Annotated in this window: 22 protein-coding genes and 4 tRNA genes; 8 read left to right on the forward strand and 18 right to left on the reverse strand. The window is 67.2% G+C overall.

Annotation, left to right across the window (positions count from 1 at the left end; translation table 11 throughout):
• Together ruvC and ACYVGQ_RS09615 are read right to left on the reverse strand one after the other, a co-directional pair.
• Window positions 1-564, reverse strand: coding sequence for a crossover junction endodeoxyribonuclease RuvC (gene ruvC, locus ACYVGQ_RS09610; protein WP_460784404.1), 564 nt, complete (start codon window positions 562-564; stop codon window positions 1-3).
• Window positions 565-610: 46 nt separating this feature from the next.
• The gene (locus tag ACYVGQ_RS09615; protein ID WP_460784405.1) at window positions 611-1369 is read right to left on the reverse strand and encodes a YebC/PmpR family DNA-binding transcriptional regulator; all 759 of its coding nucleotides are present in this window, start codon (window positions 1367-1369) and stop codon (window positions 611-613) included.
• Window positions 1370-1456: 87 nt separating this feature from the next.
• On the opposite strand from ACYVGQ_RS09615, the gene ACYVGQ_RS09620 reads away from it, so the two are divergent.
• On the forward strand, window positions 1457-2374 hold the full coding sequence (locus ACYVGQ_RS09620) for a phosphotransferase family protein (RefSeq protein WP_460784406.1): 918 nt from the start codon (window positions 1457-1459) through the stop codon (window positions 2372-2374).
• A 30-nt stretch (window positions 2375-2404) separates the two neighbouring features.
• Here the strand turns inward: ACYVGQ_RS09620 and ACYVGQ_RS09625 are convergent, their stop codons facing one another.
• Genes ACYVGQ_RS09625 through pdxS form a run of 3 tightly spaced genes read right to left on the reverse strand, consistent with a single transcriptional unit; the run spans window position 2405 to window position 4779 of the window.
• Window positions 2405-3274: a ribonuclease FAU-1 family protein gene (locus ACYVGQ_RS09625; RefSeq protein WP_460784407.1), complete on the reverse strand. Its 870-nt coding sequence runs from the start codon at window positions 3272-3274 to the stop codon at window positions 2405-2407.
• Between the two features lie 22 nt (window positions 3275-3296).
• Window positions 3297-3893, reverse strand: coding sequence for a pyridoxal 5'-phosphate synthase glutaminase subunit PdxT (gene pdxT / locus ACYVGQ_RS09630; RefSeq protein ID WP_460784408.1), 597 nt, complete (start codon window positions 3891-3893; stop codon window positions 3297-3299).
• A complete protein-coding gene (gene pdxS, locus ACYVGQ_RS09635; RefSeq protein WP_460784409.1) occupies window positions 3883-4779 on the reverse strand; it encodes a pyridoxal 5'-phosphate synthase lyase subunit PdxS in 897 nt (298 codons plus the stop codon). The genes pdxT and pdxS overlap by 11 nt, the downstream gene beginning before the upstream one ends.
• Before the next feature lie 82 nt (window positions 4780-4861).
• Between pdxS and ACYVGQ_RS09640 the strand changes: the two genes are divergently transcribed.
• On the forward strand, window positions 4862-6178 hold the full coding sequence (locus ACYVGQ_RS09640; RefSeq protein WP_460784410.1) for an aminotransferase class I/II-fold pyridoxal phosphate-dependent enzyme: 1317 nt from the start codon (window positions 4862-4864) through the stop codon (window positions 6176-6178).
• Between the two features lie 34 nt (window positions 6179-6212).
• Complete coding sequence (gene pdxY, locus ACYVGQ_RS09645; RefSeq protein WP_460784411.1) at window positions 6213-7064, forward strand: pyridoxal kinase PdxY; 852 nt, start codon at window positions 6213-6215, stop codon at window positions 7062-7064.
• A 58-nt stretch (window positions 7065-7122) separates the two neighbouring features.
• Here the strand turns inward: pdxY and ACYVGQ_RS09650 are convergent, their stop codons facing one another.
• From ACYVGQ_RS09650 to ACYVGQ_RS09670, 5 genes are all read right to left on the reverse strand, one after another.
• Window positions 7123-7671, reverse strand: coding sequence for a hypothetical protein (locus tag ACYVGQ_RS09650; protein WP_460784412.1), 549 nt, complete (start codon window positions 7669-7671; stop codon window positions 7123-7125).
• Window positions 7672-7953: 282 nt separating this feature from the next.
• A complete protein-coding gene (locus ACYVGQ_RS09655) occupies window positions 7954-9222 on the reverse strand; it encodes an HNH endonuclease signature motif containing protein (RefSeq protein WP_460784413.1) in 1269 nt (422 codons plus the stop codon).
• A 60-nt stretch (window positions 9223-9282) separates the two neighbouring features.
• On the reverse strand, window positions 9283-9849 hold the full coding sequence (locus ACYVGQ_RS09660) for an HIT family protein (protein WP_460784414.1): 567 nt from the start codon (window positions 9847-9849) through the stop codon (window positions 9283-9285).
• Window positions 9846-11828, reverse strand: coding sequence for a threonine--tRNA ligase (gene thrS, locus ACYVGQ_RS09665; RefSeq protein ID WP_460784415.1), 1983 nt, complete (start codon window positions 11826-11828; stop codon window positions 9846-9848). Before thrS ends, ACYVGQ_RS09660 begins: the two co-directional genes overlap by 4 nt.
• A gap of 9 nt (window positions 11829-11837) precedes the next feature.
• Entirely contained in the window at window positions 11838-12680 is an 843-nt protein-coding gene (locus ACYVGQ_RS09670; RefSeq protein WP_460784416.1) for a helix-turn-helix transcriptional regulator, read from the reverse strand.
• A gap of 101 nt (window positions 12681-12781) precedes the next feature.
• Between ACYVGQ_RS09670 and ACYVGQ_RS09675 the strand changes: the two genes are divergently transcribed.
• Window positions 12782-13543 carry an SDR family oxidoreductase gene (locus ACYVGQ_RS09675; protein WP_460784417.1) on the forward strand — a complete coding sequence of 254 codons (762 nt, stop codon included), beginning with the start codon at window positions 12782-12784 and terminating at the stop codon, window positions 13541-13543.
• 55 nt (window positions 13544-13598) lie between these two features.
• Here ACYVGQ_RS09675 and ACYVGQ_RS09680 read toward each other — a convergent pair.
• The 3 genes from ACYVGQ_RS09680 to ACYVGQ_RS09690 all read right to left on the reverse strand — a co-directional run bounded on the left by ACYVGQ_RS09680 (window position 13599) and on the right by ACYVGQ_RS09690 (window position 13894).
• Window positions 13599-13670, reverse strand: a tRNA-Val gene (locus ACYVGQ_RS09680).
• Between the two features lie 29 nt (window positions 13671-13699).
• Window positions 13700-13770: transfer RNA gene (locus tag ACYVGQ_RS09685), tRNA-Cys, on the reverse strand.
• Window positions 13771-13821: 51 nt separating this feature from the next.
• Window positions 13822-13894 (reverse strand) — tRNA-Gly (locus ACYVGQ_RS09690).
• A 151-nt stretch (window positions 13895-14045) separates the two neighbouring features.
• On the opposite strand from ACYVGQ_RS09690, the gene ACYVGQ_RS09695 reads away from it, so the two are divergent.
• Window positions 14046-14118: transfer RNA gene (locus tag ACYVGQ_RS09695), tRNA-Val, on the forward strand.
• A 126-nt stretch (window positions 14119-14244) separates the two neighbouring features.
• Here ACYVGQ_RS09695 and ACYVGQ_RS09700 read toward each other — a convergent pair.
• Together ACYVGQ_RS09700 and ACYVGQ_RS09705 are read right to left on the reverse strand one after the other, a co-directional pair.
• The gene (locus ACYVGQ_RS09700; RefSeq protein WP_460784418.1) at window positions 14245-15429 is read right to left on the reverse strand and encodes a tyrosine-type recombinase/integrase; all 1185 of its coding nucleotides are present in this window, start codon (window positions 15427-15429) and stop codon (window positions 14245-14247) included.
• Window positions 15410-15667 carry a helix-turn-helix transcriptional regulator gene (locus ACYVGQ_RS09705; RefSeq protein WP_460784419.1) on the reverse strand — a complete coding sequence of 86 codons (258 nt, stop codon included), beginning with the start codon at window positions 15665-15667 and terminating at the stop codon, window positions 15410-15412. The genes ACYVGQ_RS09700 and ACYVGQ_RS09705 overlap by 20 nt, the downstream gene beginning before the upstream one ends.
• A gap of 93 nt (window positions 15668-15760) precedes the next feature.
• Here ACYVGQ_RS09705 and ACYVGQ_RS09710 point away from each other — a divergent pair, with 93 nt between their 5' ends.
• On the forward strand, window positions 15761-16459 hold the full coding sequence (locus tag ACYVGQ_RS09710) for a hypothetical protein (protein WP_460784420.1): 699 nt from the start codon (window positions 15761-15763) through the stop codon (window positions 16457-16459).
• A gap of 54 nt (window positions 16460-16513) precedes the next feature.
• On the opposite strand, the gene ACYVGQ_RS09715 is transcribed toward ACYVGQ_RS09710, so the two are convergent.
• The 3 genes from ACYVGQ_RS09715 to ACYVGQ_RS09725 form a co-directional block, all read right to left on the reverse strand.
• A complete protein-coding gene (locus tag ACYVGQ_RS09715; protein ID WP_460784421.1) occupies window positions 16514-17392 on the reverse strand; it encodes an exopolyphosphatase in 879 nt (292 codons plus the stop codon).
• 103 nt (window positions 17393-17495) lie between these two features.
• Window positions 17496-18893: an FtsX-like permease family protein gene (locus ACYVGQ_RS09720; RefSeq protein ID WP_460784422.1), complete on the reverse strand. Its 1398-nt coding sequence runs from the start codon at window positions 18891-18893 to the stop codon at window positions 17496-17498.
• Window positions 18890-19747, reverse strand: a complete 858-nt coding sequence (locus ACYVGQ_RS09725; protein ID WP_460784423.1) for an ABC transporter ATP-binding protein — start codon at window positions 19745-19747, stop codon at window positions 18890-18892. The genes ACYVGQ_RS09720 and ACYVGQ_RS09725 overlap by 4 nt, the downstream gene beginning before the upstream one ends.
• A 16-nt stretch (window positions 19748-19763) precedes the next feature.
• On the opposite strand from ACYVGQ_RS09725, the gene ACYVGQ_RS09730 reads away from it, so the two are divergent.
• Both ACYVGQ_RS09730 and ACYVGQ_RS09735 read left to right on the forward strand, forming a co-directional pair.
• Window positions 19764-21008: a sensor histidine kinase gene (locus ACYVGQ_RS09730; RefSeq protein ID WP_460784424.1), complete on the forward strand. Its 1245-nt coding sequence runs from the start codon at window positions 19764-19766 to the stop codon at window positions 21006-21008.
• The gene (locus ACYVGQ_RS09735; RefSeq protein WP_460784425.1) at window positions 21005-21658 is read left to right on the forward strand and encodes a LuxR C-terminal-related transcriptional regulator; all 654 of its coding nucleotides are present in this window, start codon (window positions 21005-21007) and stop codon (window positions 21656-21658) included. Before ACYVGQ_RS09730 ends, ACYVGQ_RS09735 begins: the two co-directional genes overlap by 4 nt.
• Window positions 21659-21727 lie beyond the last annotated feature (69 nt).

The raw sequence follows: 21727 nt of genomic DNA on the forward strand, positions 1-21727 counted from the left end.
TTATGTTCGAGCGACACGCTCTGCCTCCGCCCACGCGCGCTGCGCGGGCGTCAGGGCCCCGGACTCGGGCGCGGACGCGTCCCTGCGCCAGGCGTGGCAGAGGGCGATCGCCAGGGCGTCCGCGGCGTCCGCCGGCTGAGGCGGCGAATCCAGGCGCAGGATGCGCGCGATCATCGCCTGCACCTGTCTCTTGTCCGCCGATCCGTAGCCGGTGACCGCCGCCTTGACCTCGCTCGGCGTGTGGGTCGCGGCGGGGAGCCCGGCCTCTGCGGCGAGCAGCAGGGCGACGCCGCTCGCCTGGGCGGTCCCCATCACGGTATGGCTGTTGTGCTGCGCGAAGACGCGCTCCACCGCCACGGCATCGGGCTCGTGCTCCTCGAGGACCGCGCGGATGCCGGAGGCGACGAGCGCCAGACGTTCGCCGATCGGCGCGTCCACCGGCGTCCGGACGACGCCGACGTGCACGAGACGCGCGCGACGGGAGCGGTCGACGTCCACGATGCCGACGCCGCAGCGGGTGAGGCCGGGGTCGATGCCGAGGACGCGCAGCGAGGAGGTGGTCACTCCCCCAGGCTATTCGCGCACCTCGACCTCGCCCGCACGCCGCGCCTTACTCGTCCTCTTCGAGCTCGGCCTGGACCTCTGCGGTCAGGTCGAAGTTGCTGAAGACGTTCTGGACGTCCTCGCTGTCCTCGAGGGCGTCGATGAGACGGAAGACCTTGCGAGCGGTGTCCGCGTCGATCTCCACCTTGAGGTTCGGCACGAACTCGACGTCTGCGGACTCGTAATCGATGCCGGCGTCCTGCAGCGCGGAGCGCACCGTCACGAGATCGGTGGCCTCCGTGATGACCTCGAAGCCTTCGGCGTGCGGCTCGATCTCCTCGGCGCCCGCCTCGAGGGCGGCCATCATGACGTCGTCCTCCGTCGTCCCCTCCGAGCCGACCACGATCACGCCCTTGCGGCTGAAGTTGTACGCGACGCTGCCGGGATCGGCGAGCGTGCCGCCGTTGCGGCTCAGCGCGGTGCGCACCTCTGCGGCCGCGCGGTTCTTGTTGTCCGTCAGGCACTCGATCATGAGGGCGACGCCGTTGGGACCGTAGCCCTCGTACATGATCGAGGTGTATTCGACGACCTCGCCGCCGATGCCGGCGCCGCGCTTGATCGCACGATCGATGTTGTCCTTCGGGACCGAGGTCTTCTTCGCCTTCAGCACCGCGTCGAACAGGGTCGGGTTGCCGGCCTGGTCGGGCCCGCCGAGCTTGGCTGCCACCTCGATGTTCTTGATGAGCTTGGCCCACGACTTCGCGCGCTTGGCGTCGATGACGGCCTTCTTGTGCTTCGTGGTGGCCCACTTGGAATGCCCGGACATAGGTCTCCGCTCGTCGTATCCGCCCTGAGACGTATCCAGGGCGTCGTCCATTGTAACGAAACGTCGGTGTACGTTGATCCGATGCGTATGGGTGCCGACAGATTCCGACCGACCTGGGGATCGCTGCCCCGCCGCCTGCGGACGTCGATCGTCGATGCGATCGGCGGGGAGTACGTCGCGGACGCCGGAGCGCACGGCGGATTCGGCGCCGGTTACGCGGGTGTCGTGCGGACGACCGCAGGTGCAGCCTTCGTGAAGGCGATCGCGCCGGATGCGCACGCGGATTCGCGCTCCTTCCTCCGCCGTGAGGCGGAGGTGCTGCGCCTGGCCGCCCCGCCGACCGCTCCTGCGCTGATCGAGGTCTTCGACGACGATCACGGAACGGCGCTCGTCCTCGAGGCCATCGACGGAGCCCAGCCGGGCGCGCCGTGGCGACGCGAGGACCTTCACGCGATCGCGGAGACCCTGTCCGTGCTCGCCGAGACGCCCGCCCCCGCGGAGATCCCCGCCGCCGAGCAGGACCTGAACGGCGATTTCACGCGCTGGCGCGAGATCTCCGAGACGGATGCCCTGCGCGACGCTCTTCCCGACGGCATCCGCGATCGCCTCGACGCGCTCATCGACCTCGACGCGGGCCTTGCGGACGTCGTCCGCGGCGACGCTCTGATGCACGGCGACCTCCGCGCCGACAATCTCCTCATCGCCGACGGCCGCGCCCGTCTCGTCGACTGGCCGGCCGCGTGCCGGGGCACCGCCTGGCTCGACGTGCCGCTGTTCGTCCCGAGCGTCGAAGCGGCAGGCGGTCCGGACTGCGCGGCGACCTGGGAGGTGTTCCGAGAGCACGGCGCGCCGGCGCCGGAGGCCCTGCTGCCGGTGCTGGCGGGCTTCGCATCGTATCTCTGGTTCAATCAGGCGCGAGCGGAGATCCCGCAGCTGCCCGGTCTGCGCGCCTTCCAGCGCGCCCAGGCGATGCCGGCGCTGCGCTGGCTCGCGGAGCTGATCTGAGCCTCTGAGCGCGCTCAGGAGCGGGATGTCTCAGCCGTCGACGCCGGTCTTCCCGGAGCGCGCTCGCGCGGCGGCGATCGCGGCCGTGTCCGGAAGCCGGATCGGGGCGTCCATCGCGGCATCCGGGCGCCACGAGCCCCAGCCCTCGTCGAGCGGCCATCCGCCGGCCGTGAGGAAGTCCGCGCCTGCGTGATCGGCGAGGCAGCGGATCGCCTCGGCCTGCGCCGCGGTGAACCTGCCCTGCTCCGTCGCGGCGACGAGCTCGTCGGCATCCTTGAGCCAGACGTCCTCGCTGCCCGGATGCTCGGCGTCGAGCCACAGATCCAGCACGAGGTCACGGGTGAAGACGCCGTCCTCGAGCCGGCGATGCGGCAGCTCGAGGTTGATGTAGGCGCCGTCAGGCGTCCCGTCCTCACGGTGGAAGAACCAGACCGACCACGGCTTGCCCGTGGGGGCGACGCGCACGACGCCCTGTCCCCTCCACTCCGACTCGCGGACCACCCAGGGCACGCGGAAGCGCTCCGCCATCGGGACGTCCCGCGGGCGTCGGCCGTCCGCCGGCACCGGTTCGAGCCGGGCCGAGCCCGCCGCGATCCACACGACGAGACCGCGCGCGTCGTCGCGGATGACCCTGGCCGTCTCGACGTAGCGGCCGTATCGCCAGAGGATCCCCTGCCCCGGCGAGAACCGCGGCGCGCCGTCGGCGGATGAGGCGACGGCGTTCACGAAGCCGGGGTCGGCGTGCGCGCCGGCGTGGCCGTCCACCTCGAGAAGAGCCACCGCCTCGTCGATCGGGAGCTCTCTCGAGGAGACGCGCGACCAGCCGTCGCCACGACGTCCGACGAGGGTGGCGTTGCCGCCGCTCGCGCTGACCGAGGTGGAGCCGATGGCGCGTCGCATGACGCCACGCTATCGGAGCGGATCAGCCGCGCGCGGTCGCCAGGCCGAGAAGCCGCTCGTGGAAGCGGGCCTCGCCCGTGATCTCCGGATGGAAGCTCAGCCCGATCAGATGGCCCTGCTCGACGGCGACGACCCGCCCGTCGTCGAGCGCGGCGAGCGGCTCGGCGAGCGGTCCGACCTTCTCGATCACCGGTCCTCGGATGAAGGCGGCGTGCACAGGACCGTCGATCCCCCGGACGTCCAGGTCTGCTTCGAAGGACTCGCGCTGCCCGCCGAAGGCGTTGCGCCTGACGGCGACGTCCAGTCCGCCGAGGGATTCCTGCCCGTCGATCGCGTCGAGCACGGTGTCGGCGAGGAGGATGAGCCCCGCGCAGGTGCCGAGCACCGGCATCCCCTCGGCGATCGCGGCGCGCAGCGGCCCCTGCAGCCCGAAGACACGGGAGAGCTTGTCCATGACGCTCGACTCCCCGCCGGGGATCACCAGCGCGTCGACCCGTTCCAGCTCCTCGGGGCGGCGCACCCGGACGACGTCCGCGCCGAGGCCGCGCAGAACGGCCTCGTGCTCTCGGACGTCGCCCTGCAGCGCGAGGACGCCGATGCTCGTCCGGTTACCAGCCACGCTCTGCGAGGCGGTGCGGCGCCGGCAGGTCGGACACGTTGATGCCGACCATGGCCTCGCCGAGGCCCCGGGACACCTCCGCGATCACCGCAGGATCGTCGTAGAAGGTCGTCGCCTTCACGATCGCCTTCGCACGCTCCGCTGGATTTCCCGACTTGAAGATGCCCGATCCGACGAAGACGCCGTCGGCGCCGAGCTGCATCATCATCGCGGCATCCGCCGGCGTCGCGACGCCGCCCGCGACGAACAGCACCACGGGGAGGCTGCCCGTCTCGGCGATCTCGGCGACCAGCTCGTACGGCGCCTGCAGCTCCTTCGCCGCGACGAACAGCTCGTCCTTCGGGAGGGAGGTGAGGGCGGCGATCTCGCCTCGGATCTTCCGGATGTGCTTCATGGCCTCGGAGACGTCGCCCGTGCCCGCCTCGCCCTTGGAGCGGATCATGGCCGCGCCCTCGTTGATGCGGCGCAGCGCCTCGCCCAGGTTGGTCGCCCCGCAGACGAATGGGACGGTGAACCCGAACTTGTCGATGTGGTTGACGTAGTCCGCCGGCGAGAGCACCTCGGATTCGTCGATGTAGTCCACGCCGAGCTCCTGGAGCACCTGCGCCTCGACGAAGTGGCCGATGCGGGCTTTCGCCATCACGGGGATGGAGACCGCCTCGATGATGCTGTCGATCATGTCCGGATCGCTCATGCGCGAGACGCCGCCCTGCGCCCGGATGTCGGCGGGGACGCGCTCCAGCGCCATGACCGCGACCGCCCCGGCGTCCTCGGCGATCTTGGCCTGCTCGGCGGTGACGACGTCCATGATGACGCCGCCCTTCAGCATCTCGGCGAGGCCGCGCTTGACGCGTCCTGTGCCGGTGACGGCGGTCGTGCGGGACATCGGGATCCTCCAACGGGTCAATCCAACTATTGATCTATGCCAAAATCTAGCACTGTCCGAGGGCGAACTAGACTCGATGGCGATGAGAGACGCACACGAGATCACCGGCGCCACCGCCGCCGAGATCGCCGACAGCGTGCGCGACCTGCGCGACCGCGGGGTCCTGGCGGACGGCGACGCCCTCCCGCCCGTGCGCGAGCTGGCCGCCCAACTGGGCGTGAATCGCAACACGGCGGTCGCCGCCTATCGTCTGCTCTCGCAGGCGGGGGTCGTCGTCGCACGCGGCAGGGCCGGAACGGTGCTCACCGGGCACGCGCCTACGCCTCAGGAGGGATACGCGCCCGACACCGTGCTGCGCGACGTCGGCACGGGGAATCCCGATCCGCTCCTCATCCCCGACCCCTCGGTCGTGCTCGCCGGCGTCGCAGGCCGGCCGGTGCTCTACGGCGAGCCCGTGATCGATCCCGCTCTCGAGGCATGGGCGCGCGACTGGGTCGGCCGCGACCTCCCGAACCCCGACTTCCGCATCACGATCACGAGCGGCGCGGTGGATGCCGTCGAGCGACTGCTGGCCCAGGCCCTCACGCGCGACGACGCCGTGGCTCTGGAGGACCCCTGCTTCCTCGCCAGCATCCACACCGTGCGGCTCGGCGGATATCGTGCCGTCCCTGTGCCCGTGGACGACGAGGGCATGACCGTCGACGGGCTCCGCGCCGCCCTGGATGCCGGCGTCCGTGCGGTGATCTGCACCCCGCGCGCGCAGAACCCGACGGGGGCGCGCCTGAGTCCTGCGCGAGCCACGGCGCTGCGGGAGCTCCTCGCCGAGCATCCGTACGTTCTGATCATCGAGGACGACCACTTCTCGATGCTGTCGCCGCACCCGTACGAATCCCTGATCACGCCCGAGCACCGCCGATTCGCCCTGATCCGCTCGGTGTCGAAGTTCCTCGGCCCCGACATGTGCCTCGCCGTGGCCGCGACAGACCCGGAGACGGCGGCGCGTCTCGCTCAGCGGCTCAGCCCCGGGACGACGTGGGTGAGCCACCTTCTGCAAAGGCTCGTCCTCGGCCTCGTCACGGATCCGGACGCCCTGGCCAGGATCGCCGCTGCAGGCCGGCACTACGCGACCCGCAACGGCGCTTTCGCCGAAAGGCTGCGCGAGCACGGCCTCGAGGCGACGCAGGGCGACGGCATGAACCTCTGGGTGCGGCTGCCCCATGCGGCATCCCTCGTCTCCGAGCGCATGATGCGGCGAGGGTGGCTGGTACGCACCGGCGATGCCTTCCGTCTCGCGGAGCTCTCGGAGCCGTCCCGGCATCTGAGGCTGACCGTCCACGACCTCACCGATGAGGAGAGCGACGCCCTGCTCGCCGATCTCGTCTCCGCCACCCGATCCTGAGCCACCCGACCCTGAGCCATCAGAGGAGAGCCCCATGAAGATCCTGTCGATCCAGTCCGCCGTCGCCTATGGCCACGTCGGCAACTCCGCCGCCGTCTTCCCCCTGCAGCGCATCGGAGTGGACGTCCTGCCCGTGTACACCGTCAACTTCTCGAATCACACCGGCTACGGCGCCTGGCGCGGTCCGCTCATCGCGCCGGACGACGTGCGCGAGGTCATCACGGGCATCGAGGAGCGGGGCGCCTTCGCGCACGTCGACGCGGTCCTTTCCGGCTACCAGGGCGGCGAGGGCATAGGCGACGTGATCATCGATGCGGTCGCGCGCGTGAAGGCCGCGAACCCCGTCGCGCTGTACGCCTGCGACCCCGTGATGGGCAACGCGAAGAGCGGATGCTTCGTCGCCCCGGCCATCCCCGAGCTCCTCCGGGAGAGGGTCGTCCCCGTGGCCGACATCATCACGCCGAACCAGTTCGAGCTCGGCTTCCTCACCGGCACGGAGCCTGACACCCTGGAGTCCACGCTCGCCTCCGTCGACGCAGCGCGCGCGATGGGGCCGAACACGGTCCTCGTGACGAGCGTCGAGCGCCCTGACAGGGAGGAGGGCACGATCGAGATGCTCGCCGTCGATCACGACGGCGGATGGATCGTGCAGACGCCGTACCTGCCGATGAAGGCGAACGGCTCCGGAGATGTCACCGCCGCTCTCTTCACCGCGCATTATGTGGAGACCGGCAGCGCACGAACGGCGCTGGAGCGGACGGCGTCCAGCGTCTTCGATCTGCTGAAGCTGACCCTCGATTCCGGCGAGCGCGAGCTGCAGCTCATCGAGGCTCAGGAGTCCTACGCCCACCCGAAGCCGCAGTTCACGGCGCGTCAGATGCGCTGAGGGCTCCGACACGGGCCTGCGGCGTCCGGAAGTATAGCGATCTCGCTACCCTCGCCACCTAGAACGCAAGATCGCGGGAAGCAGGTGGAGCGATGAGGATGCCGGTGATCTTTCCGGAGCCGTTGTAGGCGACGCGGCCGATCCACTCGCCGTCCTCGTGTCGCAGCGTCGTCTGCACGATCGTTCCCGTGCTCACGTGTCGATTCGCGAACCTCGTCAATGCGGTGTCTCCATCCGCCGTCTGCGCGGTCGACCCTACGCATGCCTCGAGTCGTCCCGAGGCACTGCGGACCTCGTCCCACACGCCCATCAGCCTGCGCTCGGTAAGCGCACGAGCGCACGTGTAAGTCATGTGGGCACGCACCGCCTCGTACTCGCCGGCATCCAGATGTGCGAACACCTCGTTCGTGCGATCCAGGAGATCTGTCGGCCGTCCGATCGTCGCTCGCTCGCCCCCGGTGCCGAATCGCTTGAAGGCCGCTTGCCGGCTCACCCCGAGCGCATCGCCGATCGCCTGCCACGAGACGCCGCGCGAACGCGCGATCGACACCGCCTCGCTCAAGCGTTCGTGCGAACGTCGGACCAGCTCATCGGTCCGAAGGATCATCGTGACCTCGTCACCTGAACGCGACAACGCCTCCTCACCGGATGCGACGGCAGAAGCCAGATCCGCAAGCGACAAGCCACTCGTCGAAGACGATCCGTTCATGATGCGAGCGTACGGTCATGCGTAGTGAGTGTCAACCCGAAGATGACACTCACATCTATCCCCTGCGAACCCGTGCGCCTCGCACGCCGCCACCTTCTGCAGCAGGTCGACGACCCCGGGATGAGACCTGTCCCCGCATCCACAACGAGTACGGTGAAGATGCCCTCGATGAAACACAAGCTAGACGAAGGCCACGCGCCTCGGCGGTTCATCGATGTACGTGTGACCTGCCGGGCTGATCCAGGCGATGACGCCCCCTGGCAATTGCCTCACCGACCATCGATGCCGATCGAGTAGATCTGGATGCTTGAGCGTGTGATGCCCTGTGCAGAAGCAGCTCAGATTGCAGATCTCGGTCTTACCGCCCTTGGCATGATCGTGGTTGTGGTCGATCTGGCATCGCCTGGCCGGACGACGACATCCGGGGAACCGGCATCGCTGATCCCGTGCCCGGAGATACCGCCTCATGTTCGCCGTCGGCGTGTAGGCATCCGTCGCGACGACCATCCCATCGCCGGCGACGAACAGCCGCTCCCAGGTCGTCGCGAACCCGGCGAGCATTCGGGCGTCCTCGGAGAGCACGGGGCCGAATCCGTCGAACTCGGCCATCCGATCGTCGGCGCCCGCGAGGGCAGCTGCTGCGATCGTGACCTGCACGGTCGCCGTGATCCTCTCGGCGGGAGTCCCCTCGACCGACCCGACCGGAGCGGCCAGGAGCAGCTCCATCACGACGTCGGAGCGGACCTGCTCGAGCGTGCGGACGTCGGCCTTCCCGGTATCGGCGTCCTTCTCGGAAGGGCCGACCGCCGGTCGCTGCGCGATGATCTGCCTGGCGACCTCTGTGGCACGGTCATAGGCCGCCCTGACGTGCAGCTCTGCCGCAGTGATCACGAGTTCGCCCATGCCGTCATCGAGAGAGCGCGCCCGCACACCACGGCGCTCACGAGCGCAGCGGTGACGATCCGCGACGGTGGTCGGCGCCACCTCTGCGGCGATCAGCTTGGCGATCGACTCCGTCCGCCCTGGTGTCTCGCAGACGGCGTGCTCCAGAACACGCCCCTCGTACTCGGCACGCTCCGCCTCGGACGCGGAGTCCAATGCCGAGCCGGCCTGGATGATCACCTCTGCATGCCGCAGTGTGATGACGCCGTCTTCGAGGGCACGAAGCGCGCGCGGATAGCTGTGCACGAGGATGTGAGCGCGGCACATCGCGGTCTCCATCGCAGTATGAGACAGATGCGCAGTCGCTGCCAGCTCCGCAACCAGCGCCCGTACGGCGATGTCGTGATGCGGTGACAGAAAGGGGTCGTCATCGAGGAGCAGATCAAAACGCTCGGCGAGCACCCGTACTCTGCGGGCTTCGAGAGCGGCAAGCTCCGCGTTCAGCCCCTCGAAGACCTCAAGCAGCTCCTCCTCACGAGGGGCGCTGATCTCCTGGACGACGAGCATACTTCATTATCGCATATTACTTCGAACATATGCAACGACTATTCGAATATAACTACGAGACTATTTTGTGACAGGCCACGCCTCGGCGATGGTGTCCCTGACATCGCCGAGGAGCTGCGGAAGGGCCTTCGTCTTGGCGATGATCGGGAAGAAGTTCGCATCCGATGCCCACCGCGGCACGATGTGCTGGTGCAGGTGCCCGTCGACGCCGGCGCCCGCGACCGCGCCCTGGTTCATCCCGAGGTTGAACCCGTCGCAGCGCGAGACCCCTCTGAGAACGCGCATGCCGGTCTGGGTGAGCGCGCCGATCTCCGCGACCTCCTCGGCCGTCGCCTGATCGTAGGTGGCGATGTGCCGGTAGGGGCAGACGAGGAGATGGCCCGAGTTGTACGGGAACAGATTCAGCAGCACGTAGGCGGTCTCACCGCGCGCGACGATGAGGCGATCAGCGTCGGGATGCCTCGGCGCCTCGCAGAACGGGCACTCCTCCCGCAGAGGTTCAGGCCCCGCCTGGATGTACGCCATCCGGTGCGGGGTCCACAGCCGCTGGAACGCGTCCGGCACGCCGGCGAGGTGCGCGGCGTCCTCGGGGAGAGCTCCCCCGGACGCCGCGCCCTCGTCGCTCACGCCAGGTCCTCGGCCTTCAGCACGAGCGCGTGCGAGGCGATGGCCGCGCGGATCCGTGCGATCGCGTCCGCGACGGGGACGCCGTTCTCCTGGGTGCCGTCGCGGAACCGGAAGGACACCGTCCCGGCATCCCGGTCCTGCTCGCCGGCGATGAGGATCAGCGGCACCTTGGACGTGGTGTGCGTGCGGATCTTCTTCTGCATCCGGTCGTCGGAGTGGTCGACCTCGGCGCGCACGCCCGCGGAGCGCAGCTGCGCGATGACGTCGTCGAGATACTCGCCGTACTGCTCGGCGACCGGCACGGCGACGACCTGTGCGGGCGCCAGCCACAGCGGGAAGTCGCCGGAGTAGTGCTCGAGCAGGATCGCGAAGAACCGCTCGATCGAGCCGAACAGCGCCCGGTGGATCATGATCGGCCGCTTCTTCTGGCCGTCCTTGTCCATGAACTCCAGGTCGAAGCGCTCCGGCAGGTTCGGATCCACCTGGACGGTGGAGAGCTGCCAGGTGCGGCCGATCGCGTCGCGGGTCTTCAGGTCGATCTTCGGGCCGTAGAACGCCGCCTCCCCCGGCACCTCGGTGAGCTTGAGGCCGGAGGCGAGCGCGACGCGCCGCAGAGCATCCGTGGAAGACTCCCAGAACTCGTCCGAACCGATCCACTTGGACTTCTCATCGTCCTTCATCGACAGCTCGAGCTCGAAGTCGGTCAGACCGAAGTCCCTGAGCATCGAGAGGATGAACTCCAGGACCTTCCCGACCTCCTCTTCCAGCTGATCGGGCGTGACGAACAGGTGCGAGTCGTCCTGGGTGAAGCCGCGCACACGCGTCAGACCGTGCAGCGCTCCGGACAGCTCGTTGCGATACACCGTGCCGTTCTCCGCCAGACGCAGAGGCAGATCGCGATAGCTCCGCGCGCGCTCCTTGTAGATGAGGATGTGCATCGGGCAGTTCATGGGCTTCAGGTAGTAGTCCTGCCCCTGCTTGGTGATCTCGCCGTTCTCGTCCCGCTCCTCGTCCATGACGATGGGCGGGAACATCCCCTCCTTGTAGGTGACGAGGTGGTTCGAGGTGAGGAAGAGATCCTCCTTCGAGATGTGCGGCGTGTACACGTAGGTGTAGCCGCTCTCGATGTGCCGCCGGCGGGCGTGCTGCTCCATCTCGCCGCGGACGATGCCGCCGCGCGGATGCCAGACGCTCAGACCCGAGCCGATCTCCTCCGGGAACGAGAAGAGGTCGAGCTCCTTGCCCAGCCGGCGGTGATCTCGCTTGGCGGCCTCCGCGAGCCGTTCCTGGTACGCCCGCAGCTCGTCCTTGGTCGGCCAGGCGGTGCCGTAGATGCGCTGCAGCTGCGGGTTCTTCTCACTCCCCCGCCAATAGGCTGCGGCGATGCGGGTGAGGTCCCAGCCGTTGCCGACCATGCGGGTGCTCGGCACGTGCGGACCGCGGCAGAGATCCTTCCAGGCGACCTCGCCGTCGCGGGTGACGTTGTCGTAGATGGTCAAGTCGCCGGCGCCGACCTCCACGGAGGCGCCCTCGGCGGCGTTCGCGCCGGAGCCGGGACCGCCGGCCAGATCGATGAGCTCGAGCTTGAAGGGCTCGTCCGCGAGCTCCGCCCGCGCCTCGTCCGCGGTCACGACCCGACGGGTGAAGCGCTGGCCCTCGCGGACGATGCGCTGCATCTCCTTCGAGATCGCCTTCAGATCTTCCGGGGTGAAGGGGTTCTCGACGCCGAAGTCGTAATAGAACCCGTCGGTGATGAACGGGCCGATCCCGAGATCCGCCTCGGGGTGCAGGCGCTGCACGGCCTGCGCGAGCACGTGCGCGGTGGAGTGGCGCAGGATGTTGAGGCCATCGGCGCTGTCGATCGTGACCGGCTCGGTGGTCTGCGTCTCGGTGACCTCGGCGGAGAGGTCCTTGAGTTCGCCGTCGACGCGCAGGGCGACGACGTTCCGGTCGGGGTACAGATCGAATCCAGTGGTCACCGGACCATCTTAGTTGCGCAGGGGGAACCGTTCGGACCCGACGACGTCGAGCAGCCGCACCTGCTCCGCGGCGGCGCGATCGGCGGCGGTGAGCACGAGAAGGGCCTGCGACTGGTCCTCGGTGAACAGCACCTGGCAGTCGAGCTCGATCGGTCCGATCACCGGGTGGATGAGCACCTTGTGGTCCTCGAAGCGGCGGGCGACCTCCTGCTGTCCCCAGAGCCCGGCGAACTCGGGACTCTCCTCGAGGAGCGCGCGGACGAGAGCCCCCGCGCGCGACCTCGGCCCCTGGATGCCGTAGGCGACCCTCAGATTCGCCACCAGCGCCCTCGACTGCCGATCGCGATCGTCGGCAGGATAGAGCTCGCGAGCGCCATCGGTCCGGAACCAGCGGTACACGTCGCTGCGCTCATGACCGGTGAGCACGGACGAGTCGCCGAACAGCGCGACGGCGAGACGGTTCGCGACGAGCGCCTCGCCGATGTCGGAGAGGATCAGGGCAGGGGTGTCTTCGAGCCGGTCCAGCACCCGCAGGAGCGCGGGCGCGACATGCGGCGAGGCATCCGTCCTCGTGGGCGCGCTGTGCCCTGCGAGACGGAACAGGTAGTCGCGCTCATCCGCGCTGAGCCGCAGCGAGCGGGCGAGCGCCGAGAGCATCTGCGTGCTCGGCTGGGGACCGCGCGCCTGTTCGAGCCGCGTGTAGTAGTCGACCGACATCCCGGTCAGCTGCGCCACCTCCTCGCGCCGCAGGCCGGATGCTCGACGCCGCGGGCCGGCGGTCAGGCCGACGTCCTCGGGCCGGAGCTCCTCGCGACGGCGGCGCAGGAAGCCGGCCAGTTCTGCTCTCTCCATGTCTTCATCCTCGCCCCGATCGCCGTTCTGAGCCAGGGACTGCGGATCCCCCGTTCAGCAGGTCTCTCCCCCAGGGCTGCCGACGGTCGAAGAATGAGGGCATGAACATCTCAGGACGCACCATCTTCATTCCCGGCGCGACGAGCGGCATCGGTCTCGCGCTCGCGCAGCGCCTCCAGTCTGCGGGCGCGACGATCATCATCGGCGGACGCCGCACGGAACTGCTCGACGAGCTGCGCGCCGCGCACGGCTTCGGAACCGTCGTCATCGACGTGTCGGATCCCACGAGCATCACGGCCGCCGCCGACGACGTGCTCGCCCGCTATCCGGAGCTGGACACGGTCCTCGCGATGGCCGGCATCATGGTCTCCGAGGACTGGCGCTCCCCCGCCACGTTCCTCCAGACCTCCGAGCGCATCGTCACGACGAACGTGCTCGGTCCCATCCGGCTCATCGCCGCCTTCGTCGAGCACCTGCAGACCAGACCAGACTCCGCGATCATCACCGTCTCGAGCGGACTGGCATCCGTGCCGCTGCGGCCGACGCCGACCTATAACGCCAGCAAGGCCTTCGTGCACATGCTGAGCGAGTCGATCCGGCTCCAGTTCGCCGACACCTCGGTGCGCGTGGTGGAGGTCGTGCCGCCGTCCGTGCAGACGGACCTCATGCCGGGGCAGCGGCAGAACCCGACGGCGATGCCCCTGGAGGAGTTCGCCGATGAGACGATGGCCCTGCTGGCTGCGGACGAGGATCCGCGGGAGATCCTCGTCGAGCGCGTGAAGTTCCTCCGGTTCGCCGAGGTGCGCGGCGAGTACGACGAGGTCGTGGGTATCCTCAACGGAACAGACGCGCACGCGAGCTGACCGCGGCGCCGAAACGAAGAAGCCCCCGACCTTGGTCGGGGGCTTCTTCCGTGGGTGCGCGATACTGGGATCGAACCAGTGACCTCTTCCGTGTCAGGGAAGCGCGCTACCGCTGCGCCAATCGCGCCTGTACAGGCTATTCAGTTTGTTCCGGCGAGGTGGCGACGGGATTCGAACCCGTGTAAACGGCTTTGCAGGCCGGTGCCTAGCCGCTCGGCCACGCCACCGTGTGGTTTGACCCCACGTGCCGTGAATCCTCGAAAGGACTCCTGCACTCGAGCGGATGACGAGACTCGAACTCGCGACCCTCACCTTGGCAAGGTGATGCGCTACCAACTGCGCTACATCCGCATTTCGTTCCCGGACGCCCCGGGCACTTGTAAAACATTAGCCGAAGATCAGCAGGACGCCAAACCAGCACCGGATCTCGCGCGTGTCTCGCGGAATGGTCAAGACAGCCCCGCCTCGTCGGGTAATATCGAATATCGACCGTACAGGTCATGGGCGATTGGCGCAGTTGGTAGCGCGCTTCCTTCACACGGAAGAGGTCATCGGTTCGAGTCCGGTATCGCCCACTGCAGAGAACCCCTGGTCAGGCCAGGGGTTCTCTTGTTTTCGGGTGGTACGGCACGGTGGAGAGCCCCCACAGAATCACCCCAAAATCACCCCGAGCGGATGCGCCTCTCGACTAGAGAAGCGGTCTACCGGCTGAGGCCACGCCCGCGCTCCGGGGAACTGCTGCGCTCTGCACCAGTACCGAAGCTGCTGAGGTCGGGCAGCTTGCGCGCTCGCTTCGTGAGTGCCTTCGGCGCGGTCTTGTTGAGTACGTCGAGCGCGGCGCGATCGGCATAGTCGCCCAGGTGATGCAGATAGCGAGCGGTGATCTGGATGGAGCCGTGGCCGAGCCACGCCTGAACGGTGGTGAGCGGCACACCTCGGATGAGCCATTCGCATGCCGCCGTATGCCGCAGATCATGGAGGGTACGCCCGCGCCCCGTCACCTCCCAGTTAGTCGTGCGAACGAATGAAGTGCGGTAGAGCATCGCGCCGCCCGAGCTGGTGAACAGCAGCTCGCCGGGCTGCTTACCGGCGGCGAAGCGGCGCATCACCGGCACGAGGTAGTCAGGGATCGGAAGCTTGCGACTCTTGCCGGACTTCGGTGCTTTGAGGGAAGACCCTTCGGGTTGGTTGCGGATGACGTGCAGCATCGGCATTGGAGTCTCGGTGAAGTCGCGCACTTGCATCGCTCGAAGCTCGCCCCAGCGCAGTCCAGTGCGACCGAGCACGAGTACCAGGTCTCCGTAGACCGCACTCAACTCGGTGACCTTCGCCACAACCTTGGTGAACTCGGGTGCGGGCAGCGGTCGCATGTCCTCGCGTGCGCGACGATCTTTCGGTGGCGGCGTAGAGGCGACCGGATTGTGCGCGATGAATCCCTCGGTGACGCACCAACTGAAGAATGACGACAGTGAGGTGCGATAGCGGCTCACCGTCGTCGCGACGAGGCCACGCTTGCCAAGGTCGTCCTGCCACTTCTGGATCGAGCTGGCATTCACCTTCGCCACTTGCAGCTTGCGGAACCACAGCGGCAGCACTGGCTCGCTTCGGGCCGTCCCCGCGAGCTGGCCCTCCGTCGGCAGCAGGAAGCGGTCGGTTTTCAGTGTCGTCTCGCTGACGCGGCCCTCCCGTTGTTCCAGCCACTCGGCAAGCAGGGCTTCGACGGCGATCTTGCCGACGCTCGGGTCGTAGCCGTGTTCGTCAAAGGCGGTGCGCTGTCGACGTTCCCACTCGACGGCGGCACGTTTCGTGTCGAAACGTCGGGTACCCACCACGCGACCGCCGATCTTCAGCCGCCCTTCCCACTTGTCACCGCGTCGCGTTGGCACGAGCACTTCCCTTTCGCGACGCGGGGTGTCTTGCGGTTGTTCTCGCCGCGAGCCACGCCTCAACGTCAGCGCTGCGGTAGCGCGGCACTCCCTCTGCAAGCCAGTACACCGCAGGGCCTTCCCCGGACTGTCGCCAGCGCACAAGGGTGGACTTCGACACCGACAACCACGCCGCGACCTGATCGGTGCGCAGCAGCCGATCACCTGGTGCGGATGGGGTCGAGTCCTTCATCGTCATCACCTCACGTTTCGGCAGTTACGCCATCCTATCATCAAAGTGGCGTAGCGGCTAGTCCGTGAGATTGTTGTCAGGTTCCAGTAAGGTAGAGGCATGATCGAGGACTTGGAGAAGGTGGAGCTGCTCGTTCCCGCCGACCTGCCCACAGGCTGGCAGATGCCCGAGCCCTCGCCCCTCGACCCCGAACACGACAGCGCCGGAATCGACGCCGCCGTGCGCTACGAACAGTGGGTCGATCCCGCGCCAGGGCTCGACCGCAAGCTGAACTCGAGCCACAACAACAACGACAGCGGGCGCTGGTATCTCGTGCAGCACGTTCCTACGAGCACTCGCGTGCTGTTGCGCCTACAACGCCGGTATGTCCTGGGCGAAGAGCCGAAGGGCGAAGTTCGCATCACGGGCATCACCTATCTGCCCGAATGGGCGGGTGATCCCGTCTCCAGTCCGATCCTGCGCGAGTTGCCAACCTCCAAGATCGAGGCGGCGATCAACCGCCGCCAGTTCGCCGTCACGAGCACCAGTAAGTTCCAGGGCGGCAAGCTCACACTCCCGAGCGGTCGCGCGCTGCGCTCGGATGAAGTGATGAAGCCCCTAGGCGACCCGAAGCGCACGCCAGACTTCTACGAGTTGGTCGCTCTACAACACGCGCGACTCATCGACGACGACGACCCGAACCCGACCGCGACAATGGCCCGGATCAGCCGCGTGCCGCTCTCGACCGCACAGGGCTGGGTAGCTCGCGCACGCCGCAAGGGGCTGATGCCACCGGGCCGACGTGGACGTGCCGGGTAGGTGTGCTCTCGGCTTGCAGCGAGGATTGGACGCGCCGATCCTGTACGCGTTCGTTCACGAGGTCACGGTCTGATCTGGGTGTTTGGGACTGGCCGCGCGGATTGCGTTTCTCAATACCTCGTCGTCGCGTAGGCATTTCAGCGGTTCGCCGCTCAGTAGTCGTAGCAGAACGCCGTCGCCTATCGGAGTACCGCGATGTTTCGTGTCGGGGTTTCCGAGCACGACTCGCAGGAGTGCCGTCCATGATCGTGGCGGCACTCCCAACAGCCTCGGCACCACACGGTCGCGGCGTAGCGCCTCCAGAGCAGTCGCGCGTGAGGCCAGATCGCCAAGCCGATACGACACATGCTCGACGCAATCGGTCACAAGTGCGACATCCCAGCCCACCGACACGAACAGCTCTACGGTCGCCGACAGCGCAACGGCGACACCCTCATCAGCGACACCCTGTGCGGCATCATCCATGTTGGGATCGACGGCGAAAGCAGGGTGGTAGTCGGTCAAGTTCTCTCGTTCTGCGAATCGTATGGCGTCGTGGAACCCTGCGATCCTGTCGGTGCGGCGCGCCCTGCTGGTTGCCGTCAGCAGCCCGGCAGCTCGCTTCTCAGCGCCACAGGTGATCTTCACCGCGCGCGTGACTACTGCCCACGGATTCCGTGCGGCGCGCGTGGATCGGGCGAGCATAACCTCGAATGCTGCCGAGGCGACTTCCCATGCGTCCATCCCGTACTTGCGAGCTAACCGCCGATACCTGATCGCCGCGTACCGCATCAACTCCGCCGCTTCGTGGTCGCCACGCCATGAGCCAGGCCCGGCCTCGTTCAGACGGATCAGCAGAGTACGCAGCCCCTCGGGCGTCTCGAAGCCGTGATCGACCGAGCCGACCTGAACCGCAACGTCATCGCTTGTGGTGGGTGGAGTGTGCTCGGACATGGTGACGCCTCCCGCAAAGGAGGTGCGCCACCAGCACCCAAGTCAGGACGTGCATCAGCACGTTCCTAGGCCGGTTGCATCGGTTCCATCAGTGACGCCCTGCTCAGAGCGCAGAAAGCGCGTCTCGCGGGTTTCGTCGTATCGCTGAGAGCGCGGGAACAAGGAGGACAGTGAGCAATGCCGCAGTTGCGATCCCTGCAAGCACAACCATCTGTCGCAGATCGAGCAGCGGAGTCGCGGAGAGTCCACCGGCGGTCAGCATGAACGCCGTCGTTGCAACCGACGCCGCGGCAATACCGAGTCCGAGCACGATCGCGGTGAAGGCGTAGGCAGCGGCTTCGGAGAACGCGATGCCGATGAGTGTTCGCGGCGAGGCACCAGCGACACGCAGAGCGGCGGCGTCCTTTGTGCGTGCGCGGGTTGAGAGGAGCACGCTGGCGATGCTGCCCGCGATGGAGATGACGGCTGCGGGAGTCAGCATCACGTAGGTGTCAAGCGAGTTGAGGGTGGTGGTGATCCCATTCCGGGTGAGCGCGTCCTGCCAGGTGGTGATGATCCCGAAGAGGATGCCGTAGAGCGCGAGTCCGACCGCGATCGGGATCACGGCGGTAGCGGTTCGCCGGGGCTGTCCGGTCGCGAAGTATCGCGCGAGAGTCCAGGCAGGGAGACGACGGGCAGGGATGATCGCGGTCCACAGTCGAACGAACTGCGGGACAAGCACGGGTGCGAGAGCCACGATGATCGCGAGGACGGCAAGGCCCGTCATCATGGAGAGCGTCGCCGCGCTCGATCCGCCGATGCTGTCGGAACCGAGAGTCAGCGTCGCACCGATGGTGACGATGATCTGTTGCAGCAGGAACAAGACTGCGAAGCCAGCGACGATCCATCGAGAAACCGGCATTGTCACCGTGGCTTCTGTTTCATCCCGAACCGCGTGGACGGCGGAGATTCGCGCTGCACGACGCGCCGGGATGAAGCTCGCGAAGTACGACACCAGGGTTGCTCCGACAATCGCGAGAAGGGCAGCGGGGAACGCATTCGCGACGGGGATCGTGTGATCCTCGCGGGTGACCATGCGCACGAGGAGGTCGACGGCGCTTTGGCAAAACGGGCTGGCGACGATGATCCCGGCGACAGCACCGACGGCGTTCACGAGGAGGACTTGCGTGGTGATCGCGCGGCGCACCTGCGACGGCGACGCTCCCGCGAGTCGCCATCGTGCGATGCGTGTCGACAGTGCGGTGACTGTTGCGGCAGCACCCGTGCCGAGGACGGCAATGGCGGGCACGGCGGTCGAGACGTAGACGACGTAGCTGCCAGCTCGTGCCTCATCGACGGTCGAACCGAAGCTCTCGATCAGTGCCGCTCCGTCGGGTGTGCCCAGCGTCCACCAGTACACCGCGGCAAGGTACACGAACGCGGCCGAAACGATCGCGACGAGGAACGGCCCAACCCAGAGGCGGGTGTCCTCGCGCAATTCGGCGAAGGCGAGGCGGATCATGCTGGGTCTCCTTCCATCGCAGCGAGCAGCTGATTGCTGGTCGGGCGATACAGGGAGTGCGTCAGCACGCCGTCTCGCATGACGACCACGATGTCCGCGAGCGTCGCGGCGTCGAGGTCATGGGTGACCATGATGACGGTTCGGGTGCCGTCAGCGTACGCCCGAAGCTGATCGAGCACGAGGCGAGAAGAAGCGGTGTCGAGTGCGCCGGTGGGTTCGTCGGCGAAGACAAGTTCCGGTCGGTTCGCCATGACTCGGGCGAGCGCGACACGCTGCTGCTCGCCATTGGAAAGTCGGCTCACGCGTGTGCGTGTCCGCTCGCCGAGGCCCAGACCGCTCAGGATCGCGTCAGCCCGGTCGAGGTCGGCTCGCCGCCCGCCGAGGCGTTCGGGAAGCACGACGTTCTCGCGTGCCGTGAGTGCGGTGACGAGGTTGTAGGACTGGAAGACGAAGCCGATTCGCTCTCGATACAGTTGCGCGATTGCGCCCGCTTTCGACTTTCCAAGATCCGCGCCCAAGGTCCACACACTCCCCGAGGTGACCGGATCGAGGCCCGCTAAGCAGAACATCAGCGTCGACTTCCCGCATCCCGAGGAGCCGACGATAGCAACCATGCTGCCCTGGGGAACCGTGAGGTCAACTCCGCGAAGTACGGGCACAACGGGCATGCCTCGCCGCCCGCCGAAAGACTTCTCGACGGCCGATGCGATGACTGCGGGGGGTATAGAACTCGTTTGCTGCATACCTCCACCCTCCGAATATCGAGGTGGTGGGGTAAGGATGATTGCCCTCAGAAGATGAGGGGAAACCCTCATCGCAGAACCGGGGAACCCCCATAGGCGCGGCAACACCATCCGAGAGAATGGAAGTATGCCTTTCTCCCGCCCGCGCCCGCACCGTGTGCATCCGGTGGGCGTGCTCGGGACTTCACTTCCCTGGCGAGCTGTCGCTTACGTTCTCAGCAGCGTCATCCTCGCGGTACCCACGATCATCTTCCTCGCTGCTTTCCCGTTGCTCCCCGCCTGGTCGTGGAGCCTCAGCGCCGTCGAGCGGCAGAGAGTCCGACTTCTGCGCCTCGGGACGATACCCGGCCCGCCCGATGGTCTCCGGGTTCCGCCGCTCCGAAATGCACCTGCTCGGCTCTACTCGTCCTTGGGGTGGCGGGAGATCGGGGCGACGCTCCTCCACCTCATCTACGCCGCTCTCGGGTACGCCCTGTTCGTCTTCGGCGGAACCGCAATCATCACCCTCATCGCCGCCCCGTTGCTCCCCTTGATAGGCGAGAAGTATGTTGTCGGCGAATGGCAGATCGACCAACCTGCACCCGCGCTGCTGTTCACCCTCCTCGGTGTCCTGCTCCTCCTCGTGTTCCTTTACGCGGCCATGCTGCTCGCCTTCTCCCAGGCCGCCACCACGAGACTGCTCATCGGTTCCAAGATCGAATCACTCGAACGTCAGGTCGACATGCTCGCGGGTGAGAGCGTCGCGCTCGTGGAGGCATTCGAGGACGAACGCCGACGCATCGAGCGCGACCTCCACGACGGCCCCCAGCAGCACCTGGCCGCCGCTGCACTCCATCTGGGAGTCCTCCGCGCCCAGCTCACCACCTCCGCCAGTTCACCTCACGCTGCCGAGCTGAGCACGCTCGAAGCCGCACACCTCGAAGTCGAACACGCCCTCGACGCGATGCGAGCAGCCGTCTCCGGCCTCCGTCCGCGTCTCCTCGTGGAAGACGGTCTTGCGGCAGCACTCACCGAACTCGCTGCACGCTCTCCCATTTCGGCCACGGTCGAAGCAGACTCATTTCCGAGACTCCAAGCTCCGGTCGAAGCGAGCCTCTACTCGATCGCATCTGAGTTCTTCACAAACGCCCTCAAACACAGCGGCGCTGCCCGCATCACTGTCGCGCTCACGATGAACGTGCAAGGGCTTCGCGTCACTCTCTCCGACAACGGACGCGGGGGCGCGAACCCCGAGAACGGAACAGGGCTGGTCGGTATCGAACATCGCGTAGGACTCCTCGGAGGCACCATGCTCCTCGACAGTCCCCGAGGCGGCCCCACCGTCCTCACCATCCAAGTACCCGAATCGACTCTGAACGGGGCGGCTCATTGAGAATCGGAATCGCCGAGGACGTCGCCCTGCTCCGCGAGGGCATCGCAGCGATCCTCGAACAGCACGGCCACGTCGTTGTCTGGACTGTCGAGGACGCAGAACGGCTCCGCGCGCAGCTTGGCACAGCTGATGACATTGACCTGCTCATCGCGGACGTGCGGATGCCACCGCACCACACCGATGATGGCCTCCGTGTCGCCGTCGAGCTGCGCACCCGACGGCCCGCGGTCGGCATCCTGATCCTCTCCCAGCACCTCGGCAACGAGTACGCCCGATCGCTGCTCGCAACGGCACCCGACGCAGTCGGCGGCACCGGGTACCTGCTCAAAGAACGAGTCGGACGTGTCGCCGACTTCATCCACTCAATCGAAACCGTCGGAGCAGGCGGCGTCAGCATCGACCCCAAAGTCATCGCGCATCTGATGGAGGAACGCGCCCACCACGGGCCTCTCGGCGCACTCGGTGATCGAGAGCGTGAGGTTCTCGCGCTCATGGCCGAGGGGCAGACAAACGAACAGATCGCTCAGAACCTGCACTTCAGCCCCGCGACCGTCGAACGCCACATCAGCGCCATCTTCACAAAACTCGACCTTCACGCCCATCCCGGCAACAAACGAGTCCTCGCCGTCCTCGAATACCTCCGCAGCTGACCCCGCCGTGACTCTGTACCACCCCTGTTCTTCTGAATGAACGTACGCTACATTGTGTAGTGGCAGAAA

Source organism: Microbacterium tumbae (assembly GCF_054780175.1).